Source organism: Bordetella muralis (assembly GCF_965139205.1).
Classification (GTDB): Bacteria; Pseudomonadota; Gammaproteobacteria; order Burkholderiales; family Burkholderiaceae_B; genus Bordetella_A; species Bordetella_A muralis.
This window is the reverse complement of the sequence record NZ_CBCSIU010000022.1, coordinates 29761-46286: the sequence shown is the minus strand read 5'-3', so window position 1 is coordinate 46286 and position 16526 is coordinate 29761. Positions and strand designations below refer to the sequence as shown.

Sequence of the window (16526 nt, the reverse complement as noted above, 5' to 3'; positions counted from 1 at the left end):
TCCTGCACAAGGAGATTCTCCATGCAACAGCCCCCCATCGCCCACAAGAGCACCCCTTTTTGGTGGGAAGCCGCACCGGTCCGACCGCTGCCGACACAACCGTTGGACAAACAAGCCGATGTCGTGATCGTGGGCGCGGGCTACGCTGGGCTGACAGCGGGGTTGACGCTGGCGCGTGCGGGCCGCCGCGTGGTGGTGCTGGACAAGATGAATCCCGGCGAAGGTGCATCGTCGCGCAATGGCGGCATCACCAGCGGCAACATCCGATTGAGCTATGCCGAACTGGTGCGGAAATATGGTGAAGCCCGCGCCATGGCTATCGAAGCCGAGGGCAAGGCCGCGCGCGAATTCATCTACGACTTTATTCGCACCGAAAACCTGAACTGCGACTTCAGTTTGACCGGTCGTTTTTACGGCGCCATCGGCAAGGCGCAATACGAGACCATGGCCCGCAGCGCCGAAAAGCTGCAGAAAACGCTGGGAATCGAGTCCTATGCGGTTCCGTATGCCGAGCAGCGCCAGTATGTGGGCACCGATTACTATCGAGGCGGCTCGGTCCGCATGGATATAGGCGGACTGCATCCCGGTAAATACCATGCAGAGATTCTGCGCGTGGCACTGGCGGCCGGCGTCACCGTACATTCCGACACGGCAGTCAAGTCCATCACGAACAATGGTGCGGGCTTTCGGGTTGAGACCGCGGCCGGCACCATCATTGGCCGTCAGGTGCTGATCTGCACCAATGGCTATACCGATGGCGCCAATCCGTGGCTGCGGCGCCGCCTGGTGCCCGTACGCAGCCGCATCATCGCCACCGAGGAACTGCCCTCAGAACTGATGGCAGAGCTGATGCCACGCAGAATGATGTGCGGCGAAGGCAAGGTGCTTGGCTATTACTATCGCCCCTCGCCCGACGGAAAACGCATCCTTCTGGGCGGTCGCGATGCATCGCAAAGCGGAGACCCCACGGCATCAACCGTGCAACTGCGCGACGGATTGATCAATCTTTTCCCCGAGCTCGCGGATGTGAAGCTGAGCCACAGCTGGTTTGGCAATGTCGCCATGCACCGCGACATGCTGCCTCGAATCTTTGAACACAATGGGCTGACTTACGCCACGGGCTTTTGCGGCTCGGGCGTCGTGTGGGCACCCTGGATCGGCAGCCGCGCGGCGCACAAGCTATTGGCGGACGATCAACGGAAATCGGCTTTTGATTTCCGGCCTATCCCAGCCATTCCTCTCTACGCCGGCAAGCCATACTTTATGCCTGCACTGATCCAGGTCTATCGGCTGCAGGATCGCCTCGCGCTGGCGCGCGCCGAGCGCTGAATACGTTCTGCCTGCGTGGCTCCAGCCTGGCCCGTGCTCGGCTGCTTTGATTTCACAAGGATGTCTGATGGCCTTTCTCATGCTGTCCTATCCCGAACGCGTCGAAGTGTTTCGCCGCGCTTTCGCCCATGATTTGCCCAACGTTCCCTTCTACAGCGACGCGGCGCAGGTCGACCCGCATGCCGTGCGCTATCTGATGACCTGGACGTTTCCAGATGATCTGTCTGACCGTTATCCGAATCTCGAAGTGATTTTTTCTGTGGGTGCGGGTATCGATCAGGTCGCTCAGACGCCGATCCCGCCTGGGGCAAAGCTGGTGCGCATGATAGAGAGCGGCCTGACTAGTCTGATGCGAGACTATGTCGTGATGAGCGTATTGGCGCTGCATCGCCGCCTGCCGGCTTATCTGGAGCAACAGCGGCGCCATGAATGGATAAATCTCGAGTTCGTCTGGGCAGATCAACGCCGTGTGTCGGTACTGGGCCTGGGCGAGCTCGGCCGTGCGTCGCTCGAGGCGCTCAAGCCGTTCGGATTCCAACTCGCCGGCTGGAGCCGCAGCCCAAAAAACATCGAGGGTATCCGTTCATATCATGGCGCTGATGGATTGCAGGCCATGCTGGCCGCAACCGATATCCTTATCTGCCTGCTGCCACTCACCAACGAAACCACCCACATCTTGAACGCCGAATGCTTTGCGCAATTACCTCGCGGGGCATCGCTCGTTCAAGTGGGTCGTGGCAAGCACATGGACCAAGATGCGCTATTGGCAGCGCTCGATAGCGGACAATTGGAAGCCGCGTTCGTCGACGTGACCGAGCCAGAGCCGCTGCCCGCCGATCATCCGCTGTGGTCTCACGCAAAGGTCGTGCTGACGCCGCATATCGCCGCGCATACGCGCGCTGACAGCGCAGCTGCAGCGACGGTCGCCAATATACAGCGGATACTGGCGGGTGAAGATCCTCATGGGCTCGTCGATTCTTTACGGGGGTATTGACGGCCCCAAAGCTGAAACAACAAACGCTAAAAGGCAGGTTTACGGTGTTGCCATGGCGCTGCCCGTTCAAGTTGAGCTGAAACGCTCAATATCAGGTCTTCGCGCCCGAAGCGTCCCACGAGCTGCGTGGCAACAGGCACGCCCTCTGCCGTGGCGAACAAAGGCAGGCTGGCGGCCGGCTGGCCGGACGCATTGAATGCCGCCATAAAGGTCGCATATCGCGAGACCCTTTTACGCAGATCGAGAAACTCTCCGCGCTGCGTGGACAGCTCTCCGAGCTTCACTGGCAATTCGGTCAATGCCGGCGTCAAAATCAGGTCGAAGTCACTCATGTAGGCTTCCATCGCGCGGCCGATGGCGTGCAAACGGTTCACACTGGCGATGTATTCTTTTGCCATCAGGCGCTTGCCCAGTTCGTAACCCGAGAGCATGATGGGCTCCAGATCGTCGCGTTGCAGCGCCCTGCCCGTCGATGCCAGGCGCGTGTCCACCGCAAGCACGATATTGCTGGCCAAAATACATGCATGCGCCAACACAAAGGCGTCATAGTCGATGACGGGCGGCGCAGAATCGATGACCGTATGCCCCAGGCTGCTCAGCAAGTCAGCGCTGTGCTGCACGGCGCGCAATGGCTCTGGCGCAATCGCGATATCGTTCCACGCCGAACGCCATACAGCGATCCGCAATGGTTTGACGGCCGACTCGGCCACCGCATCCAGATAAGCCCCTGTCTTGGGCGGCGCCGCGTACGGCGCACCAGGCTCGTAGCCGGAGATGGCATCCATGGCGGCGGCAGTGTCCCGGACGGTCACGCTAAGCACGCCGTCGGTCGCCATGCCTCCCCATCCCTCGCCACGCAAAGGCCCCATCGGTACGCGACCACGGGATGCTTTTAAACCATACACGCCACAGCACGCAGCCGGGATGCGAATCGAACCACCACCATCACTACCATGAGCCACCGGGACGATACGTGCCGCCACTGCAGCCGCCGCACCGCCACTAGAGCCACCCGCCGAGCGGCTTCGGTCCCAGGGGTTGAGGGTGGGCCCCCCGTTTATCACGGCCTCGGTCGTCGCCACCATGCAGAACTCCGGCACGGTGGTACGAGCAAACGCAATCAGGCCCGCTTGTTCGAAACGATCCGTGAGCGTGCCATTGCAGTCGTAGGTCGTGTCGTTTAGCAGGCGCGAACCCACACTTGACGGAAACCGCGTGGACGGCAGCCCCGAATCCTTTAACAAAAAAGGAATACCACCGAAGGCTCCCCTCTGTTGCCAGGTTTTCGCCAACTCGATGGAGGTTTCGTACTGTTCGTAGCGCAGCGCATTCAGTGCCTTTCCGCGACTGCGCGCCAACTCCACTGCACAGCGCATCAATTCCTCGGAGGAAACGTCCCCCGACTGAAGTCGGGCTGCCATATCCAAACCGTCCAATGATTCATAGTCGTCATGTTGCATATGCTGTAGGTTCCTCTGAGGAGCCGGCTCGGGAGAGATCCGGCTTGGACCACTGTTTACCGGGAATGGAGTCGATCAATCGACGCGTGTATTCGTGCTGTGGGCGATAGAAAATATCGGTGGCCCGTCCTTGCTCGACCAGCTCGCCTTGCCGCATCACCGCAATGCGGTCGCATATCTCGGCGGCGACGCGCAAGTCGTGCGTAATGAACAGGACCGACAGATCGAATTGCCCGCTGACGGTCTTGAGCAGTTCCAGCACCTGCGCCTGGATGGACACGTCGAGCGCCGACACCGCCTCATCGGCCACGAGCAGCCTAGGGCGTAACGCCAATGCGCGGGCAATGCCTACCCGTTGCCGCTGCCCCCCTGAAAACTGGTGTGGATAGCGATCACCGGCATCGCCCCCCAAGCCCACGAGTTCGAGCAATTCGCGCGCGTGGGCCAACGCTTTGCGCCGTGGCTCACCAAACGCGATAGGTCCTTGCGCCACGGCATCGACGATGCGATGGCGCGGATTCAATGAGGCATACGGATCCTGAAAAACCATCTGGATCTGACGCCGATGCTCGCGCCATTGACGGGCAGACAGGCCCACGAGCTCCGTCCCGTCGAGCTTCACGCTGCCGCTATCGGGAGTGATCAAGCCAGTGAGCGTGCGGCCCAGGGTGGACTTGCCCGATCCCGATTCGCCGACCAGCCCGACCGTTTCGCCCTGCTGAATCGTCAGAGAGATATCGTCCAGCGCCAGTACCTGACGTCCCTTGTCCGAACGAAAGATCTTGCGCAATTGGTCGATCACGATCAGCGGCGGCGCCACGGCTGCCTCGGCTTTGCCCTGGGGCTTATGCGGAACGGCAGCAATTAACTGGCGGGTATAGGCGGCTTGCGGCCGATTCAGGATGTCGTCGGCGGCGCCCTGCTCTACCACCTGGCCATGCCGCATCACAACGATGCGATCAGCAATCTCTGCAACGACGCCAAAATCGTGGGTGATGAAAATCACGCCTATGCCCATCCGTGCCTGGATGTCTTTGATCATCGCCAGGATCTGCGCCTGCGTGGTGACATCCAGCGCCGTCGTAGGCTCGTCGGCGATGAGAATATCCGGCTCCATCGCCAGCGCCATCGCGATGACCGCGCGTTGACGCTGGCCGCCCGACAACTGGAATGGATAGGCATTCATCAACTTGTCGGGCTCAGGCAGCATGACGTCGCGAAACAGCTGCAATATCCTGGCACGACGCGCCTCGACAGAAAGACTGGTATGGCGTTCGAGTACTTCGTCGACCTGGCGCCCAATGCGCATGATGGGATTCAGTGCCGTCATGGGTTCCTGGAACACCATGCCAAAGGACTTGCCTCGCAAGCCGTACCAATCTTTCGGCGTCAGCCCGACCAGCTCGCGGCCGCGATAAAGAATGCTGCCCGAGTCGACCCGCAATTCGCCGTCGGGCAACAGCCCCATCAGGGCATGCGCAGTCACGGATTTGCCTGAACCGGATTCGCCGACCACGCACAGGATTTCGTTTCGGTTAACGGTATAGGACACGTTCTTCACGACGCGCGTCGAGGGACCGTCCTGCACCACAGAGACAGACAGATCGCGGATTTCCAGTAGCGCAGACATCAGCCAGTCCTTTTACGGGCCAGTTTGGGATTGAGCGCATCGTTGAGTGCCTCGCCCACCAAATTGAAAGCCAGAACCGTGATCAGGATGGCAATGCCCGGGAACACGCTCATCCACCATGCATCGCGCAATACGCTGCGCGATGCTCCGATGATGTATCCCCATGTCATGGTGTTGGGATCGCCCAGCCCCAGAAAACTGAGCGCCGATTCCAGCAGGATCGCGCTGGCGACCATCAATGAGCCGGACACGATGACAGGCGACAGACTGTTGGGCAGTATCTGGGTCAGAATAATGCGGAGATTGGACTGACCGCTCAGGACTGCTGCCTCGACGAATTCCCGATGTTTCATGCTCATGAATTCGGCGCGGACCAGCCGCGCCAGCGGTGGCCAGGATACCAGCGCAATCGCAAAAATCACCGTGCCGATACTGGGGGTCAAAATGGCCACGAGCACGACAGCCAGAAAAAACCCGGGAATCGTCTGGAACAGCTCGATGAATCCGACGATGACTTGATCCACCTTGCCGCCATAGAAGCCGGCAATGGCCCCAACTGTGATGCCGACCAAAACCGACACCGCGGTGGAAATCAGCGCCAGCACCAATGTGACCCGAGCCCCATAGGCAATGCCGCTCGCGATATCTCGGCCCAGGGTATCGGTACCCAATAGCGCATCCTCGGACATGGGAGGCATATATGGCGCGTTGACCATGTCCCATGGGCTGTCGGGATATAGCCAACTGGCACAAAGGGCGAGCAGGCTGACCAGTGCCAGCACAGCCAAGCCCATCAGGCCGCCCTTGTTGCGGCAAAACGCGCGAAAGAAGCTTTTCATTTCAGCTCTATCCTGGGATCGACAATCGTGTAGAGAATGTCGGTCAACAGATTGACGACGACAACGACAATGGACGCCACGAAGAACACGCCAAGCAGCACGCTGTAATCGCGCTGCACCAGGGCATCGAACGCCAACCGCCCTATGCCAGGCCAGGCGAACACGGTCTCAACCAGCAAAGACCCGCCTATCAGGTGGCCCGCCTGGATGCCCGCATAGGTGATGATGGGCAGCAAGGCATTGCGCAAGACGTGCCGCATGATCACCGTGCGTTCCGCCAGCCCCTTGGCGCGCGCCGTCTTCACAAAATCGAGCTGGCGGATCTCCAGCATGGAGGCGCGGGTCAACCGTGCATACACCGCCATGTAGAACATGCCCAACGTGATCGTCGGCAGGATCAAATGGCGCGCTATATCGGCGACACGTGCCAGCCCCGTCAGATTGGCGCCCACGCTTTCGTAGCCGAAGGACGGCAACCATTGCAGTTGCACCGAAAACACCAACACCAGCATCAACCCCACCCAAAATATCGGCGTCGCGTAGGCCAGCATGGCAAGTGTCGTGATGACGGTATCGCCCCATTTGCCCACGCGTAGTGCGGCCTGGATACCCAACCCCACTCCGGCAAAAAGCGCGAACGCAAACGACGTTAATGCCAGCACCAGGGTGGCGGGCAAATGCGCCAGGATCAGTGTTGATACGGGGGCTTGCTGCCGATGGGAATAGCCCAGGTCAAACGTGGCCACGTCTTTGAGATAAGACCCGAGCTGTACCACCAAGGGCTTGTCCAGTCCAAAATCCTGGCGCAGCTTTTCGATGTATTCGGCGTCGGCTGCCCCGGACTGTCCTGCCAGGATTTCGGCAGGATCTCCCGGTGCGGCGCGAACGAGAAAGAAATTGAATATAGCGATCATGAAGAGCACCAGGATGCTCTTGATCACGCGCCTGCCCAGAAATCCGGCGACCTTGCTCATTCTTTCGACAACCAGGCGTCGCTGTAGGTGTCGACCACGCCTAGGCCTGTGGTGATGGCGTCATGCACGCGCTTGTTCAAGACTGTGCCGTAATTGGTGTCCACCAGCCACACCAGCGGTACGTCCTCGACCAGAATTTTTTGCACCTCGGAGTAATACTGCTGCCGTTGCGCATCGTCGCCGGCTTTCGCAGCCAGGTTGAACAGTTCGTCGACTTTCGGGTTCTTGTACTGGGACGTGTTGCTGAACATCACGCCCTTGCGGATATTGGTGCTCACATAGGTACGCGCCACACCAATGGCGGGATCGGCATATTGAAAAACGCCGTTGCCCGCCATGTCGTAGTCCCAGTTGCCGACACGCGACACCCATCCGCCTACGTCGGTGCTCTCGAGGTTCAACGCGATACCGACTTTGGACAAGTTCTGCTTGATGTATTCGGCCACGCGCCGCGGCATCTCGCCATAGGGCAATGGGATCATGCTGACGGTGACCCGCACGCCATCGCCATTCGGTTTCAAGCCCATTTCGTCGAGCAGAGCAATGGCTTTCTTGGGATCGTAGTCGTACTTCTTGACGTTCGAATCGTAAAAGCGCGTATTGTGGTGGATCGGCCCGGTGGCGGGTATCCCTTGGCCAACCATGATCTTTTCCGCAATGAACTTGCGGTTGATCGCGTACATCAATGCCTGGCGGAAACGCTTGTCGTTGAACGGTGCTTTCGCGTTGTTCAACTCGATCCATTGCATGGTTGACCAGTATTCGTAACCCTTGTTGGTATGGGTCATGTTGGGCAGCTTTGCCACGCGCGGCACATCCATCGGCTCCAGGTCTTGCAGCCAGGCCTGCATCACTGTGCCCTGCTCGATGGCCAATCGGCGCGAAGCGGCATCGGGGATCACGCGATAAGTAATACCGTCCAGGTACGGGCGGCCGGCTTTCCAGTAATGCTCATTCTTGACCAGCTCCACATACGAGCCGCGTTCCCATTTCTTGAACTTGAAGGGACCGGTGCCGATCGGATGCGCGTTATTCGGATTTTGGCCGATGGGCGTGTCCACGTCGTACAGATGCTTGGGCAAGATGGCACCGCCGCCGATGTCGAGTCCGTACAGGAACGCCGCATAGGGTTCCTTTAACTTGAACACGACGGTGTTCGCATCCGGCGCCGTGATCGACTCGACGTTTTGCATCAGGCCACGAGTACGAGGTGTCTGGGACAACACTTTTTCATACGAAAACACGACGTCTGCCGAGGAAAAAGGCTGGCCATCGTGCCAGGTCACGCCTTGCTGCAGATGGAAGGTATACGTCAGCTTGTCGTCCGAAATCTCCCAGGATTTAGCAAGGCTGGGCAATGGCTTCAGATCAAACGAATAGGTCAGCAGGCTCTCGAAAATCTTGCCACCGACCATCTGCGTCCCGGCCACCTGCTGGAGTGCCAGGATGAGGCTGGGCGGTTCCGGATGCAAAATTGCCGTGAGTACGCCACCGGATTGTGGCGTTTCGGCAGCGTGCGCGGGCAGCTGTGCCAGCGTAGCGGCAGCGGCCAACGCAAACCCGCATTTGACAATGGCCCGACGGGCCTGACTGACCAGTTTCATCCTGTTCTCCATGAAAGACGCGGATCAACGGAAAGCATCAACTGCGCTTGGGTTCGACCCCGCACCACTCGTTCAGAAAGAGCGCAAACGTCTTGGCAACGCGCAGCATGCTCTGCACGCTGACGCTTTCGTTGAACCCGTGATAGTTGCGCGAGACTGGCCCATAGCAGGTAACCGGCACATCGGTCATGAAATGGAAATGCCTGCCGTCAGTCGTGCCGGTCAGCGCAATCGATTCAGGCGCCTCGCCCGCTACGTGCCGATGCATATCGGCCAATAGCCGCAACGCCGGCACGTCCAGGTCGTATTCGCATCCCGGCGCATGAAAACCTTCGTAGCGAATGATGAACTGAGTGTCGGGTTGTGCGACTTCTTGTTCGACCTGGCGTATGCAGGCCTCGATGCGAGCCTTCGCCGTTTCCACCGGCATGTCCGGATAGCACGACAGGCGCAGGCCCAGCGTGCAGACACTGGGCACAGACGAATTCCAATCGCCGGCATGGATCTGGCCGAGATTGAAGTTGATCGGGTGCGCATGATCCCGATATGCAGGATGGCGATTCTCGGGCAGATTCCATTCATGCTCGATTTGCTTGATCGCATCCACGACGCGCACGCCCAGGTCCACCGGATTGATCCCCGTCGTCATCAAAGACGCGTGGGCCGGCTTGCCGATGATATCTACATACATCCAGAACACGCCCACCTGAGCCGACATCAGGCCCTCTTGCGTGGGTTCAGGAATCAACACTGCGTCGAACGAGCTGAGTTTGGCGACGCCCAGCGCGCTTTTCAGCGCCGATATCGTGGCCAGCGTACCGTTACCGGTGTTTTCTTCTTCGAGCACGCCGTTAAAACCGACGAGCGCAGCGGGTTGCATGCCTAGATCCTGCAATGCTTTGAATGCAGCCAGCGAGCACACGATGCCCGCCTTCATATCTCCCGCGCCACGGCCAAAGAGCCAGCCGTCATGCAGGCTGCCTTTAAACGGCGACTCTGCCCAGAGATGCTCCGGCCCCGTGGGAACGACATCCAGGTGGCCGTTGAAAAGCACGGATCGCCCCGTGCTGCGCGTCGGCTCATGACATGCCAACACGTTGAAACGCCCGCCATCGGGGCAGCAGGCCGGTGAATAGAGAGGCAGTCCTTCGATGTCCTCGGTGCGCAGCGCGATGCGTTCGCTCTGCAGGCCCAACGCTGCCAATTCGGCCTCGAGGAACTCGGCTGCCGGGATTTCTTCGCCTAGGAGGCTGCGACATTGCACAAAACGCGACAAGGTGTCGGTCATGTAGTGCTCCAACCTGTCGACTGCCGTTTCGATGTCCTGTGGGGACAACTTTTGCGCCTGGACTTCGTTCATTTCACCTCCATGATTTTGTCGGTAAAATACTAGTATCAGATATTGATACTTACGTGCCTATTAGTGATATCTTAGGATCGTATATAAAACCGGGCAAGGTCTGGGGAATGAGAGATTTCCCTAACATCGACAGTGGTACGACAATCGCTACCCTGTCAGCAGGAGACAAATAAATGAGCAGTGTGGATACTCGATTCAATCAATCCGTAGCCAAGGCATTCGACATCCTTGAAGCCTTCAGCGTGAAGCCCGGCATATTGAGCTTGAATGAGCTGGTCGAGATTTCAAATCTGGATCGCAATTCGACATTACGTATGCTGCACACGTTGGTGGCATTGGGCTATCTCGAACGCGGCCCGAACCAACGCGGCTACACGCTGGGGAAAAAAATCTTGCACCGGACGTTCGATTATCTGCGCGGCAACCCGTTGATCGAGCGCGCCAATCCGGTGCTGATCGAACTGCAGCAAGAGTCCGGCGAAGGGGTAGACCTGAGCCTGCCGAATGATCTGAACATTGTGTACGCACTGCGCCGGCAAACGCGGCGCCGCTACTATTTCGCGACCTTGGTCGGACGCACGATGCCGATGTACCGGGCATGCGCGGGCCGAGCCATCATGGCGCACTTGTCCGAGGAGCAGGTCAATGACATCCTGGCGCGTTCCGACCTCGTGGCAGCCACGCCGCATACGCTCATCGAGCCGCGCGCCATTTGGAAAAAAATCTCACAGGCCCGCCAGGACGGTTTTGCCATGACCGTTCAAGAATCGTTGCTGGGTGAACTCGCCGTGTCGTCGGCTGTGCTGGATATCACGGGCCAGCCCATCGCGGCAATTCACATCTACGGCCTGTTGTCTCAATGGAAGCCAGAGGATTTCGCCCAACGCTATGGGCCTTTGGTGATCAACGCGGCACAGGCGCTGAGCAAGCAGTGAGGCCGACTGGAGTCATTCGGCGCAACACTCGCTCGCGCAGTACATCGTGAACGGGCACAAATCCGAAGCCCCTAGCCTCAATAGGAACAACCTGCAAACCGTGGCTTCTGAACGCAGCAACTACTCGTTGACCAAGTTCTGTGCATCCCTGATGAACCATGGGAGATTTAATCGTTCGCCCTCACCCGACTGGATCGTCAGCCGGGGCTTCGGCGCAACATGTACGGTATCGCCGTCCTTTGCAGTATAGGTGTAGTCCGGCGGCGATGAACCCTGTACCTCGGCAGGCTCGGACGCTGTATTGGCGCATGAGACTAGCAACGCACACATTATCGCCAACGGGACTCGCGATGATGTCAAACGATGGATATGCATGATGCTGCTCCAAGTAGCTATGCCATCAAGCATAGCAAATCCATCAATCCTTCTTCAGCCCCCCAATCGATTTGATCACCGCCTGCCATTTTTGAGTCTCGGAATCGACCAATTGCGTCAATGCGTCAGGCGTTGAGCCCACGGGAGTGGCGCTCAGATCCTTGAGCTGGGCCTGCACATCTGGTTGCGCGACCACCTCATGCAAGGCGCCGCTCAGCGCGTCGACCATCGGACGCGGCATGCCGGCCGGCCCGAATACGGCGTTCCATGTCCATGTCTCGTAGCCCGGCACACCGGATTCCACCATCGTGGGCAGATCGGGAAAAGACGCTACTCTTTCGCTGGTGGTCACCGCGAGCGCGCGCACCGAGCCCGCGCGTATATGCGATGCCGCGCCGCTCAATACGTCGAACAGAATCGGAATATGGCCTGCGATGAGATCGGTCATTGCAGGGCCACCGCCCTTGTATGGCACATGGGTCATCTGCAATCCCATCGTTGATTTGAACAGCTCGCCGGATAGATGCGGTGGCGTTCCCACACCCGACGAGCCATAACTGAATTGATTCGGCTGCGCCTTCACCAAAGCGATCAACTCTCGTACGTTGGTGGCCTTGACCGACTTGTTTACCAGCAGCACGTTGGGCACCGTGACGACCAACGACACGGGCGTGAAATCGGTCTGAGCACGGTATGGCAACTGCTGCCCCATAGACAGCGGATTGATCACGTGCGTGGCGATGGTGCCCATCAATAAGGTATGACCGTCGGGCGTCGCACGCGCCACTTTCGCCGCACCGATTGCACCGCCGCCTCCGGATAGATTTTCCACCACCACGGTGCGCTGGATACGGTCCCCGAGCTTTTGCGCCACCAGACGGGAAACGACATCGGTGGCACCGCCTGCGGCAAACGGGACGACCAGATTAATGGGTCCTTTGGGTAGTACAGAATCAGAGGACCGCGCCAGGACTGGCGAGAATGCCAGCCCGAACATCGCTGAAGCGCCAGCCTGCAATAGCTGGCGGCGTGAGGGATTCTGCATGGTGATGTCTCCGTTTTTTGTATAGGTAATAGATGCATCCCATGGCAGAAGCAGCAAGGATCAGGATGCCGGAGCTGCAATAGTAGGAATCAATCCCTTGATCCTTCAAATAGAATTTTGGCATCGGTGGATCAGGATTGTTGATCGTCGTACCGAGTTGGGTCTCAACCCCAAATGGTGTTACGGTTATTGTGCGAACACCCATCAAGGAGACAAAAATGAAGACGCAGATTAGCTTCAAGAGCACTGATGGAAGCGATGGCGTAGCGCTTGTCGATGGAGCCATTTCCGACCTGGTACACGCCAAACGCGAATTGGCCCATGCCAAGGGTCTGCCTGTGGTGGAGACCAATGATGGACAGTCAGAGGATATCGATGCACGACTGCGACATGGAGGCGTCGATCCGAATTCGGTGAAATTTCTGCATGTCAGCGAGTGAGATAGCCGCAGAACTGCTCGCTCAGAAACTAGAAAGGGCCTACAGAGAAAACTCTGTAGGCCCTCGGTATTGCTGGTCGGGACGGCGGGATTCGAACTCGCGACCCCTTGCACCCCATGCAAGTGCGCTACCAGGCTGCGCTACGCCCCGAAAGAAAAAGAGTATAGCAGAGATAAAAAAAGCCTGCATCGAAATGCAGGCTTTTTTTAAGAAAAATACGAAAATTTTTTAGGGCTTTCGCGATACCGACTTGATGCCTTCGATATGCCAACCTGGCTTATGCATTGCTACCGGCTTGCCCCGTCGGAACGGCCGGAGCAGCGCCACCCGATGAGGAATTCAGCGCCTCTGCCAACATCGTTGAGATGTTGCCCAATTCGGTACGCAGCGACTGCAGCTCTGCCCCGCTCAAGCGCACTGCAGCATCCTGATCATGCGGTGTGTCGCGTGTATCGCCCAGACGATTGCGCGCGCCACTGATCGTGAAGCCTTGTTCGTACAACAAGGAACGGATACGGCGAATCAGCAGGACTTCGTGGTGTTGGTAATAGCGGCGGTTGCCGCGACGCTTTACCGGACTGAGTTGCGTGAACTCCTGTTCCCAGTAACGCAGCACGTGAGGCTTGACGAGACACAGATCGCTGACCTCACCGATGGTGAAGTAGCGTTTGGCGGGAATGGGCGGAAGCGCAACGGTGGGTTCGGGACGAGTCATGGATTGATTTTATGCCGTGATGGACGTTAAGCCGATAACAATTGCCGACAAAGCGTATCACTCCTCGTTGGAGTCCGCACACGTCGGCTCGGTCTGCTCGACCACGCTCTTCAATTTTTGACTGGCGTGAAACGTAACCACGCGCCGCGCAGCGATGGGGATCGTCTCGCCCGTCTTGGGATTGCGCCCAGGACGGGGAGGTTTGTTGCGCACCTGAAAATTGCCAAATCCCGATAGCTTGACGGCATCTCCGCGCGCCAGGGCATCGCGGATTTCCTCGAAGAATGTATCGACGATGTCTTTGGCTTCGCGCTTATTCAGGCCGACTCGCTCGAACAGCAATTCGGCGAGTTCGGCTTTGGTCAAGGTACGCGGCTCAGCAAGCATAGAGGTTCCCATGATCAAGTGCGTTGACGCGCGCCGTGTTCACTGATGAGCGCCTGAGTAATGCGGGCCAGGCAGTCGGCAACACGAGCTTCGTCCAGCGTGACTTCAGTGTCTTGTAGCCAGAAACGGAAAGCAAGGCTTTTCTCGGTGACGGGCTTGCCGTCTTGGGGCTTGTCGCGCCATACATCGAACAGGCGCGTGTCCTGCACCACAGCCAATGTAGCATCTGCTGCGACGGTTGCGGCAACGGTGTCCAGCATCGCCTGGGCGCTGACGGACAAATCGACCCACAAGGCCAAGTCGCGCACGACCACGGGCTGGCGGGAGAGCTCGCGCACCTGGGGCAATTGCCCCTGCGACAGGGCCTGAGCGTCGAGTTCGAAAACCACGGGAGCATGCGCCAGGTCGGCCTGCTGCGCCCAACGCGGGTGCAATTCACCAATCCAACCTACAGGCTGGCCATCGAGATCGATGCGAGCGCTACGGCCAGGATGCAACGCAGGATGCGTCGCAACCTCGAAGCGCAAATCGCTGGCGCGCGCGCCGAACAGGGCCTCTACGTCCATTTTGACGTCGAAGAAATCGACCTGACGAGTCGGCGTGCCCCACTGTTCCTCAACGGCCGGGCCCCAGGCAGCGCCCGACAGACGCAAGGGCTGGCGCACACCAGCCACATCAAGCGGACCATCCTGATGCGCCGCGTCGCGCAGGAACACGCGGCCGAGTTCAAAGACGCGCACGCGCGATTGCTTGCGATTGGCGTTGTAGCGGATGTTGGCGACCAGACCCGCGATCAGGCTGGAACGCATGACCGACAGATGGCTGGCAATGGGATTGAGCAGGCGTACAGGCTCGTTATTGCCTGCGTAGTCACGCTCCCAGTCGGCCTCGACGAAGCTGTAATTGACGACTTCCTGGTAGTCCTGGGCGGCGGCCATGCGGCGCAAGGTATGCGGGCCGCGACGTTGCTCGGGCTGCGAGAACATCTGGGCACGCGCGATGGGCGGCACATCGGGCAGACGCTCGAAACCGTAGATGCGGGCGACTTCTTCGATGAGGTCTTCTTCGATCTCGAGGTCGAAGCGATACGAAGGAGGCTCGACGATGAAGTCGTCGCCGTCGACCTGGAACGACAGACCGAGACTGTTGAAAATCTGTGCGACCTCGGCTTGAGGCACGGGGACGCCCAACACACGATGGCAACGCGACAGGCGCATGCGCACCGGTTGGCGAGTGGGCAGATTCACGATCTGGTCGTCAGCGGGACCGGCCTGGCCACCGCAGATGTCGATGATCAAGCGCGAGATGAATTCCAGATGCTCGGGAATGCTGGCGTAGTCGACGCCACGCTCGAAACGGTGGCTGGCCTCGGAGCTGAATTTGTAGCGGCGTGCACGGCCGGCGATGGACTCGGGCCACCAGAACGCGGCCTCAAGATAGATGTTGGTGGTGTCCAGCGTGACAGAGGTCGCCTCGCCGCCCATGATGCCAGCCAGGCTTTCGACCTGGTCACCGGCCACGACGACACCGACCTTGGGGTTGAGCTCGACGGTCTGGCCGTTGAGCAGCTCGAGGGTTTCGCCCTCGCGAGCCCAGCGTACGTCGATATCGCCGCCGATCTTGTCCAGATCGAAGACGTGGGACGGACGGCCCAATTCGAGCATGACGTAGTTGGAAATATCCACCAGCGCCGAGATCGAGCGCTGCCCTGCCCGCTCGAGGCGGGTTTTCATCCACTCAGGCGTCGCGGCGCGCGCATTGACGCCACGGATCACGCGGCCGGCAAAACGGCCGCACAGGTCCGGCGCGGATACGGTCACGGGCAAACGGTCCTGCAAGGTGACCGGTACGGCGACGGCGGTGGGAACCGACAGCGCAGCGCCGGTCAGGGCCGCGACCTCGCGTGCGACACCGAGGATCGACAGGCAATCGGCACGGTTGGGCGTGAGCTTCAGGGTAAAGAGCGTGTCATCCAGACCCAACGCCTCGCGGATCGACTGACCGGGGGTCAAGCTGCCGGGCAACTCGAGCAGCCCGGCGTGATCCTGGGACAGGCCCAGTTCGCGAGCGGAACACAGCATGCCAGCAGACGGGACGCCACGCATTTTGGCAACGCCGATTTTCATGCCGCCGGGCAATTCGGCGCCGACGCGGGCCAGGGGGACAGTGAGGCCTTGGGCGGCATTGGGAGCACCGCATACGATTTGCAGCAGCTCGCCCGAACCGTCATCAACCTGGCAGACGCGCAGTTTGTCGGCATCGGGGTGCGGCGCAATCGAGACAATGTGCGCGACGACCACGCCCGTAAACGGCGGCGCAGCAGTGGTGGTTTCTTCGACTTCCAGGCCGGCCATGGTGAGCCGATGGGCCAGTTCGTCGGTAGTGATCGTGGGGTTAACCAGGGCGCGGAGCCAAGATTCAGGAAATTGCATGATCAGC

Annotated in this window: 14 protein-coding genes and 1 tRNA gene; 4 read left to right on the top strand and 11 right to left on the bottom strand. The window is 59.3% G+C overall.

Annotation, left to right across the window (positions count from 1 at the left end; translation table 11 throughout):
- Window positions 1–21: 21 nt before the first annotated feature.
- Both ACNA0I_RS22605 and ACNA0I_RS22600 read left to right on the top strand, forming a co-directional pair.
- Entirely contained in the window at window positions 22–1329 is a 1308-nt protein-coding gene (locus tag ACNA0I_RS22605) for an NAD(P)/FAD-dependent oxidoreductase (RefSeq protein WP_415808276.1), read from the top strand.
- Window positions 1330–1396: 67 nt separating this feature from the next.
- Window positions 1397–2323: a 2-hydroxyacid dehydrogenase gene (locus ACNA0I_RS22600; RefSeq protein ID WP_415808275.1), complete on the top strand. Its 927-nt coding sequence runs from the start codon at window positions 1397–1399 to the stop codon at window positions 2321–2323.
- Between the two features lie 26 nt (window positions 2324–2349).
- Here ACNA0I_RS22600 and ACNA0I_RS22595 read toward each other — a convergent pair whose 3' ends face one another.
- The 6 genes from ACNA0I_RS22595 to ACNA0I_RS22570 are packed head-to-tail and all read right to left on the bottom strand — an operon-like array spanning window position 2350 to window position 10190.
- The gene (locus tag ACNA0I_RS22595) at window positions 2350–3783 is read right to left on the bottom strand and encodes an amidase (protein WP_415808274.1); all 1434 of its coding nucleotides are present in this window, start codon (window positions 3781–3783) and stop codon (window positions 2350–2352) included.
- A complete protein-coding gene (locus ACNA0I_RS22590; protein WP_415808273.1) occupies window positions 3773–5413 on the bottom strand; it encodes an ABC transporter ATP-binding protein in 1641 nt (546 codons plus the stop codon). The genes ACNA0I_RS22595 and ACNA0I_RS22590 overlap by 11 nt, the downstream gene beginning before the upstream one ends.
- Complete coding sequence (locus ACNA0I_RS22585; RefSeq protein ID WP_415808272.1) at window positions 5413–6252, bottom strand: ABC transporter permease; 840 nt, start codon at window positions 6250–6252, stop codon at window positions 5413–5415. Before ACNA0I_RS22585 ends, ACNA0I_RS22590 begins: the two co-directional genes overlap by 1 nt.
- On the bottom strand, window positions 6249–7226 hold the full coding sequence (locus ACNA0I_RS22580) for an ABC transporter permease (protein WP_415808271.1): 978 nt from the start codon (window positions 7224–7226) through the stop codon (window positions 6249–6251). Before ACNA0I_RS22580 ends, ACNA0I_RS22585 begins: the two co-directional genes overlap by 4 nt.
- On the bottom strand, window positions 7223–8830 hold the full coding sequence (locus ACNA0I_RS22575) for an ABC transporter substrate-binding protein (protein WP_415808270.1): 1608 nt from the start codon (window positions 8828–8830) through the stop codon (window positions 7223–7225). The genes ACNA0I_RS22580 and ACNA0I_RS22575 overlap by 4 nt, the downstream gene beginning before the upstream one ends.
- A 37-nt stretch (window positions 8831–8867) precedes the next feature.
- Window positions 8868–10190, bottom strand: a complete 1323-nt coding sequence (locus ACNA0I_RS22570; RefSeq protein WP_415808269.1) for an ArgE/DapE family deacylase — start codon at window positions 10188–10190, stop codon at window positions 8868–8870.
- 173 nt (window positions 10191–10363) lie between these two features.
- Between ACNA0I_RS22570 and ACNA0I_RS22565 the strand changes: the two genes are divergently transcribed.
- On the top strand, window positions 10364–11125 hold the full coding sequence (locus tag ACNA0I_RS22565; protein ID WP_415808268.1) for an IclR family transcriptional regulator: 762 nt from the start codon (window positions 10364–10366) through the stop codon (window positions 11123–11125).
- Window positions 11126–11543: 418 nt separating this feature from the next.
- On the opposite strand, the gene ACNA0I_RS22560 is transcribed toward ACNA0I_RS22565, so the two are convergent.
- Complete coding sequence (locus tag ACNA0I_RS22560; RefSeq protein ID WP_415808267.1) at window positions 11544–12545, bottom strand: Bug family tripartite tricarboxylate transporter substrate binding protein; 1002 nt, start codon at window positions 12543–12545, stop codon at window positions 11544–11546.
- A gap of 218 nt (window positions 12546–12763) precedes the next feature.
- Here ACNA0I_RS22560 and ACNA0I_RS22555 point away from each other — a divergent pair, with 218 nt between their 5' ends.
- Window positions 12764–12985, top strand: coding sequence for a hypothetical protein (locus ACNA0I_RS22555; RefSeq protein ID WP_415808266.1), 222 nt, complete (start codon window positions 12764–12766; stop codon window positions 12983–12985).
- 73 nt (window positions 12986–13058) lie between these two features.
- Here ACNA0I_RS22555 and ACNA0I_RS22550 read toward each other — a convergent pair.
- The 4 genes from ACNA0I_RS22550 to pheT form a co-directional block, all read right to left on the bottom strand.
- A tRNA-Pro gene (locus tag ACNA0I_RS22550) sits at window positions 13059–13135 on the bottom strand.
- 127 nt (window positions 13136–13262) lie between these two features.
- Complete coding sequence (locus tag ACNA0I_RS22545) at window positions 13263–13700, bottom strand: MerR family transcriptional regulator (protein ID WP_415808265.1); 438 nt, start codon at window positions 13698–13700, stop codon at window positions 13263–13265.
- A 57-nt stretch (window positions 13701–13757) separates the two neighbouring features.
- Window positions 13758–14099: an integration host factor subunit alpha gene (locus ACNA0I_RS22540; protein WP_415808264.1), complete on the bottom strand. Its 342-nt coding sequence runs from the start codon at window positions 14097–14099 to the stop codon at window positions 13758–13760.
- A 2-nt stretch (window positions 14100–14101) separates the two neighbouring features.
- The gene (gene pheT, locus ACNA0I_RS22535) at window positions 14102–16519 is read right to left on the bottom strand and encodes a phenylalanine--tRNA ligase subunit beta (protein ID WP_415808263.1); all 2418 of its coding nucleotides are present in this window, start codon (window positions 16517–16519) and stop codon (window positions 14102–14104) included.
- Window positions 16520–16526 lie beyond the last annotated feature (7 nt).

Excerpts from the sequence above, each read along its gene's own strand:
- ACNA0I_RS22575 (WP_415808270.1), bottom strand. The coding sequence starts at position 8,830 with ATGAAACTGGTCAGTCAGGCCCGTCGGGCCATTGTCAAATGCGGGTTT.
- ACNA0I_RS22600 (WP_415808275.1), top strand. The coding sequence starts at position 1,397 with ATGGCCTTTCTCATGCTGTCCTATCCCGAACGCGTCGAAGTGTTTCGC.
- ACNA0I_RS22555 (WP_415808266.1), top strand. The coding sequence starts at position 12,764 with ATGAAGACGCAGATTAGCTTCAAGAGCACTGATGGAAGCGATGGCGTA.
- ACNA0I_RS22605 (WP_415808276.1), top strand. The coding sequence starts at position 22 with ATGCAACAGCCCCCCATCGCCCACAAGAGCACCCCTTTTTGGTGGGAA.
- ACNA0I_RS22565 (WP_415808268.1), top strand. The coding sequence starts at position 10,364 with ATGAGCAGTGTGGATACTCGATTCAATCAATCCGTAGCCAAGGCATTC.
- ACNA0I_RS22570 (WP_415808269.1), bottom strand. The coding sequence starts at position 10,190 with ATGAACGAAGTCCAGGCGCAAAAGTTGTCCCCACAGGACATCGAAACG.
- ACNA0I_RS22580 (WP_415808271.1), bottom strand. The coding sequence starts at position 7,226 with ATGAGCAAGGTCGCCGGATTTCTGGGCAGGCGCGTGATCAAGAGCATC.
- ACNA0I_RS22590 (WP_415808273.1), bottom strand. The coding sequence starts at position 5,413 with ATGTCTGCGCTACTGGAAATCCGCGATCTGTCTGTCTCTGTGGTGCAG.
- ACNA0I_RS22540 (WP_415808264.1), bottom strand. The coding sequence starts at position 14,099 with ATGGGAACCTCTATGCTTGCTGAGCCGCGTACCTTGACCAAAGCCGAA.
- ACNA0I_RS22545 (WP_415808265.1), bottom strand. The coding sequence starts at position 13,700 with ATGACTCGTCCCGAACCCACCGTTGCGCTTCCGCCCATTCCCGCCAAA.
- ACNA0I_RS22560 (WP_415808267.1), bottom strand. The coding sequence starts at position 12,545 with ATGCAGAATCCCTCACGCCGCCAGCTATTGCAGGCTGGCGCTTCAGCG.
- ACNA0I_RS22585 (WP_415808272.1), bottom strand. The coding sequence starts at position 6,252 with ATGAAAAGCTTCTTTCGCGCGTTTTGCCGCAACAAGGGCGGCCTGATG.
- ACNA0I_RS22595 (WP_415808274.1), bottom strand. The coding sequence starts at position 3,783 with ATGCAACATGACGACTATGAATCATTGGACGGTTTGGATATGGCAGCC.
- pheT (WP_415808263.1), bottom strand. The coding sequence starts at position 16,519 with ATGCAATTTCCTGAATCTTGGCTCCGCGCCCTGGTTAACCCCACGATC.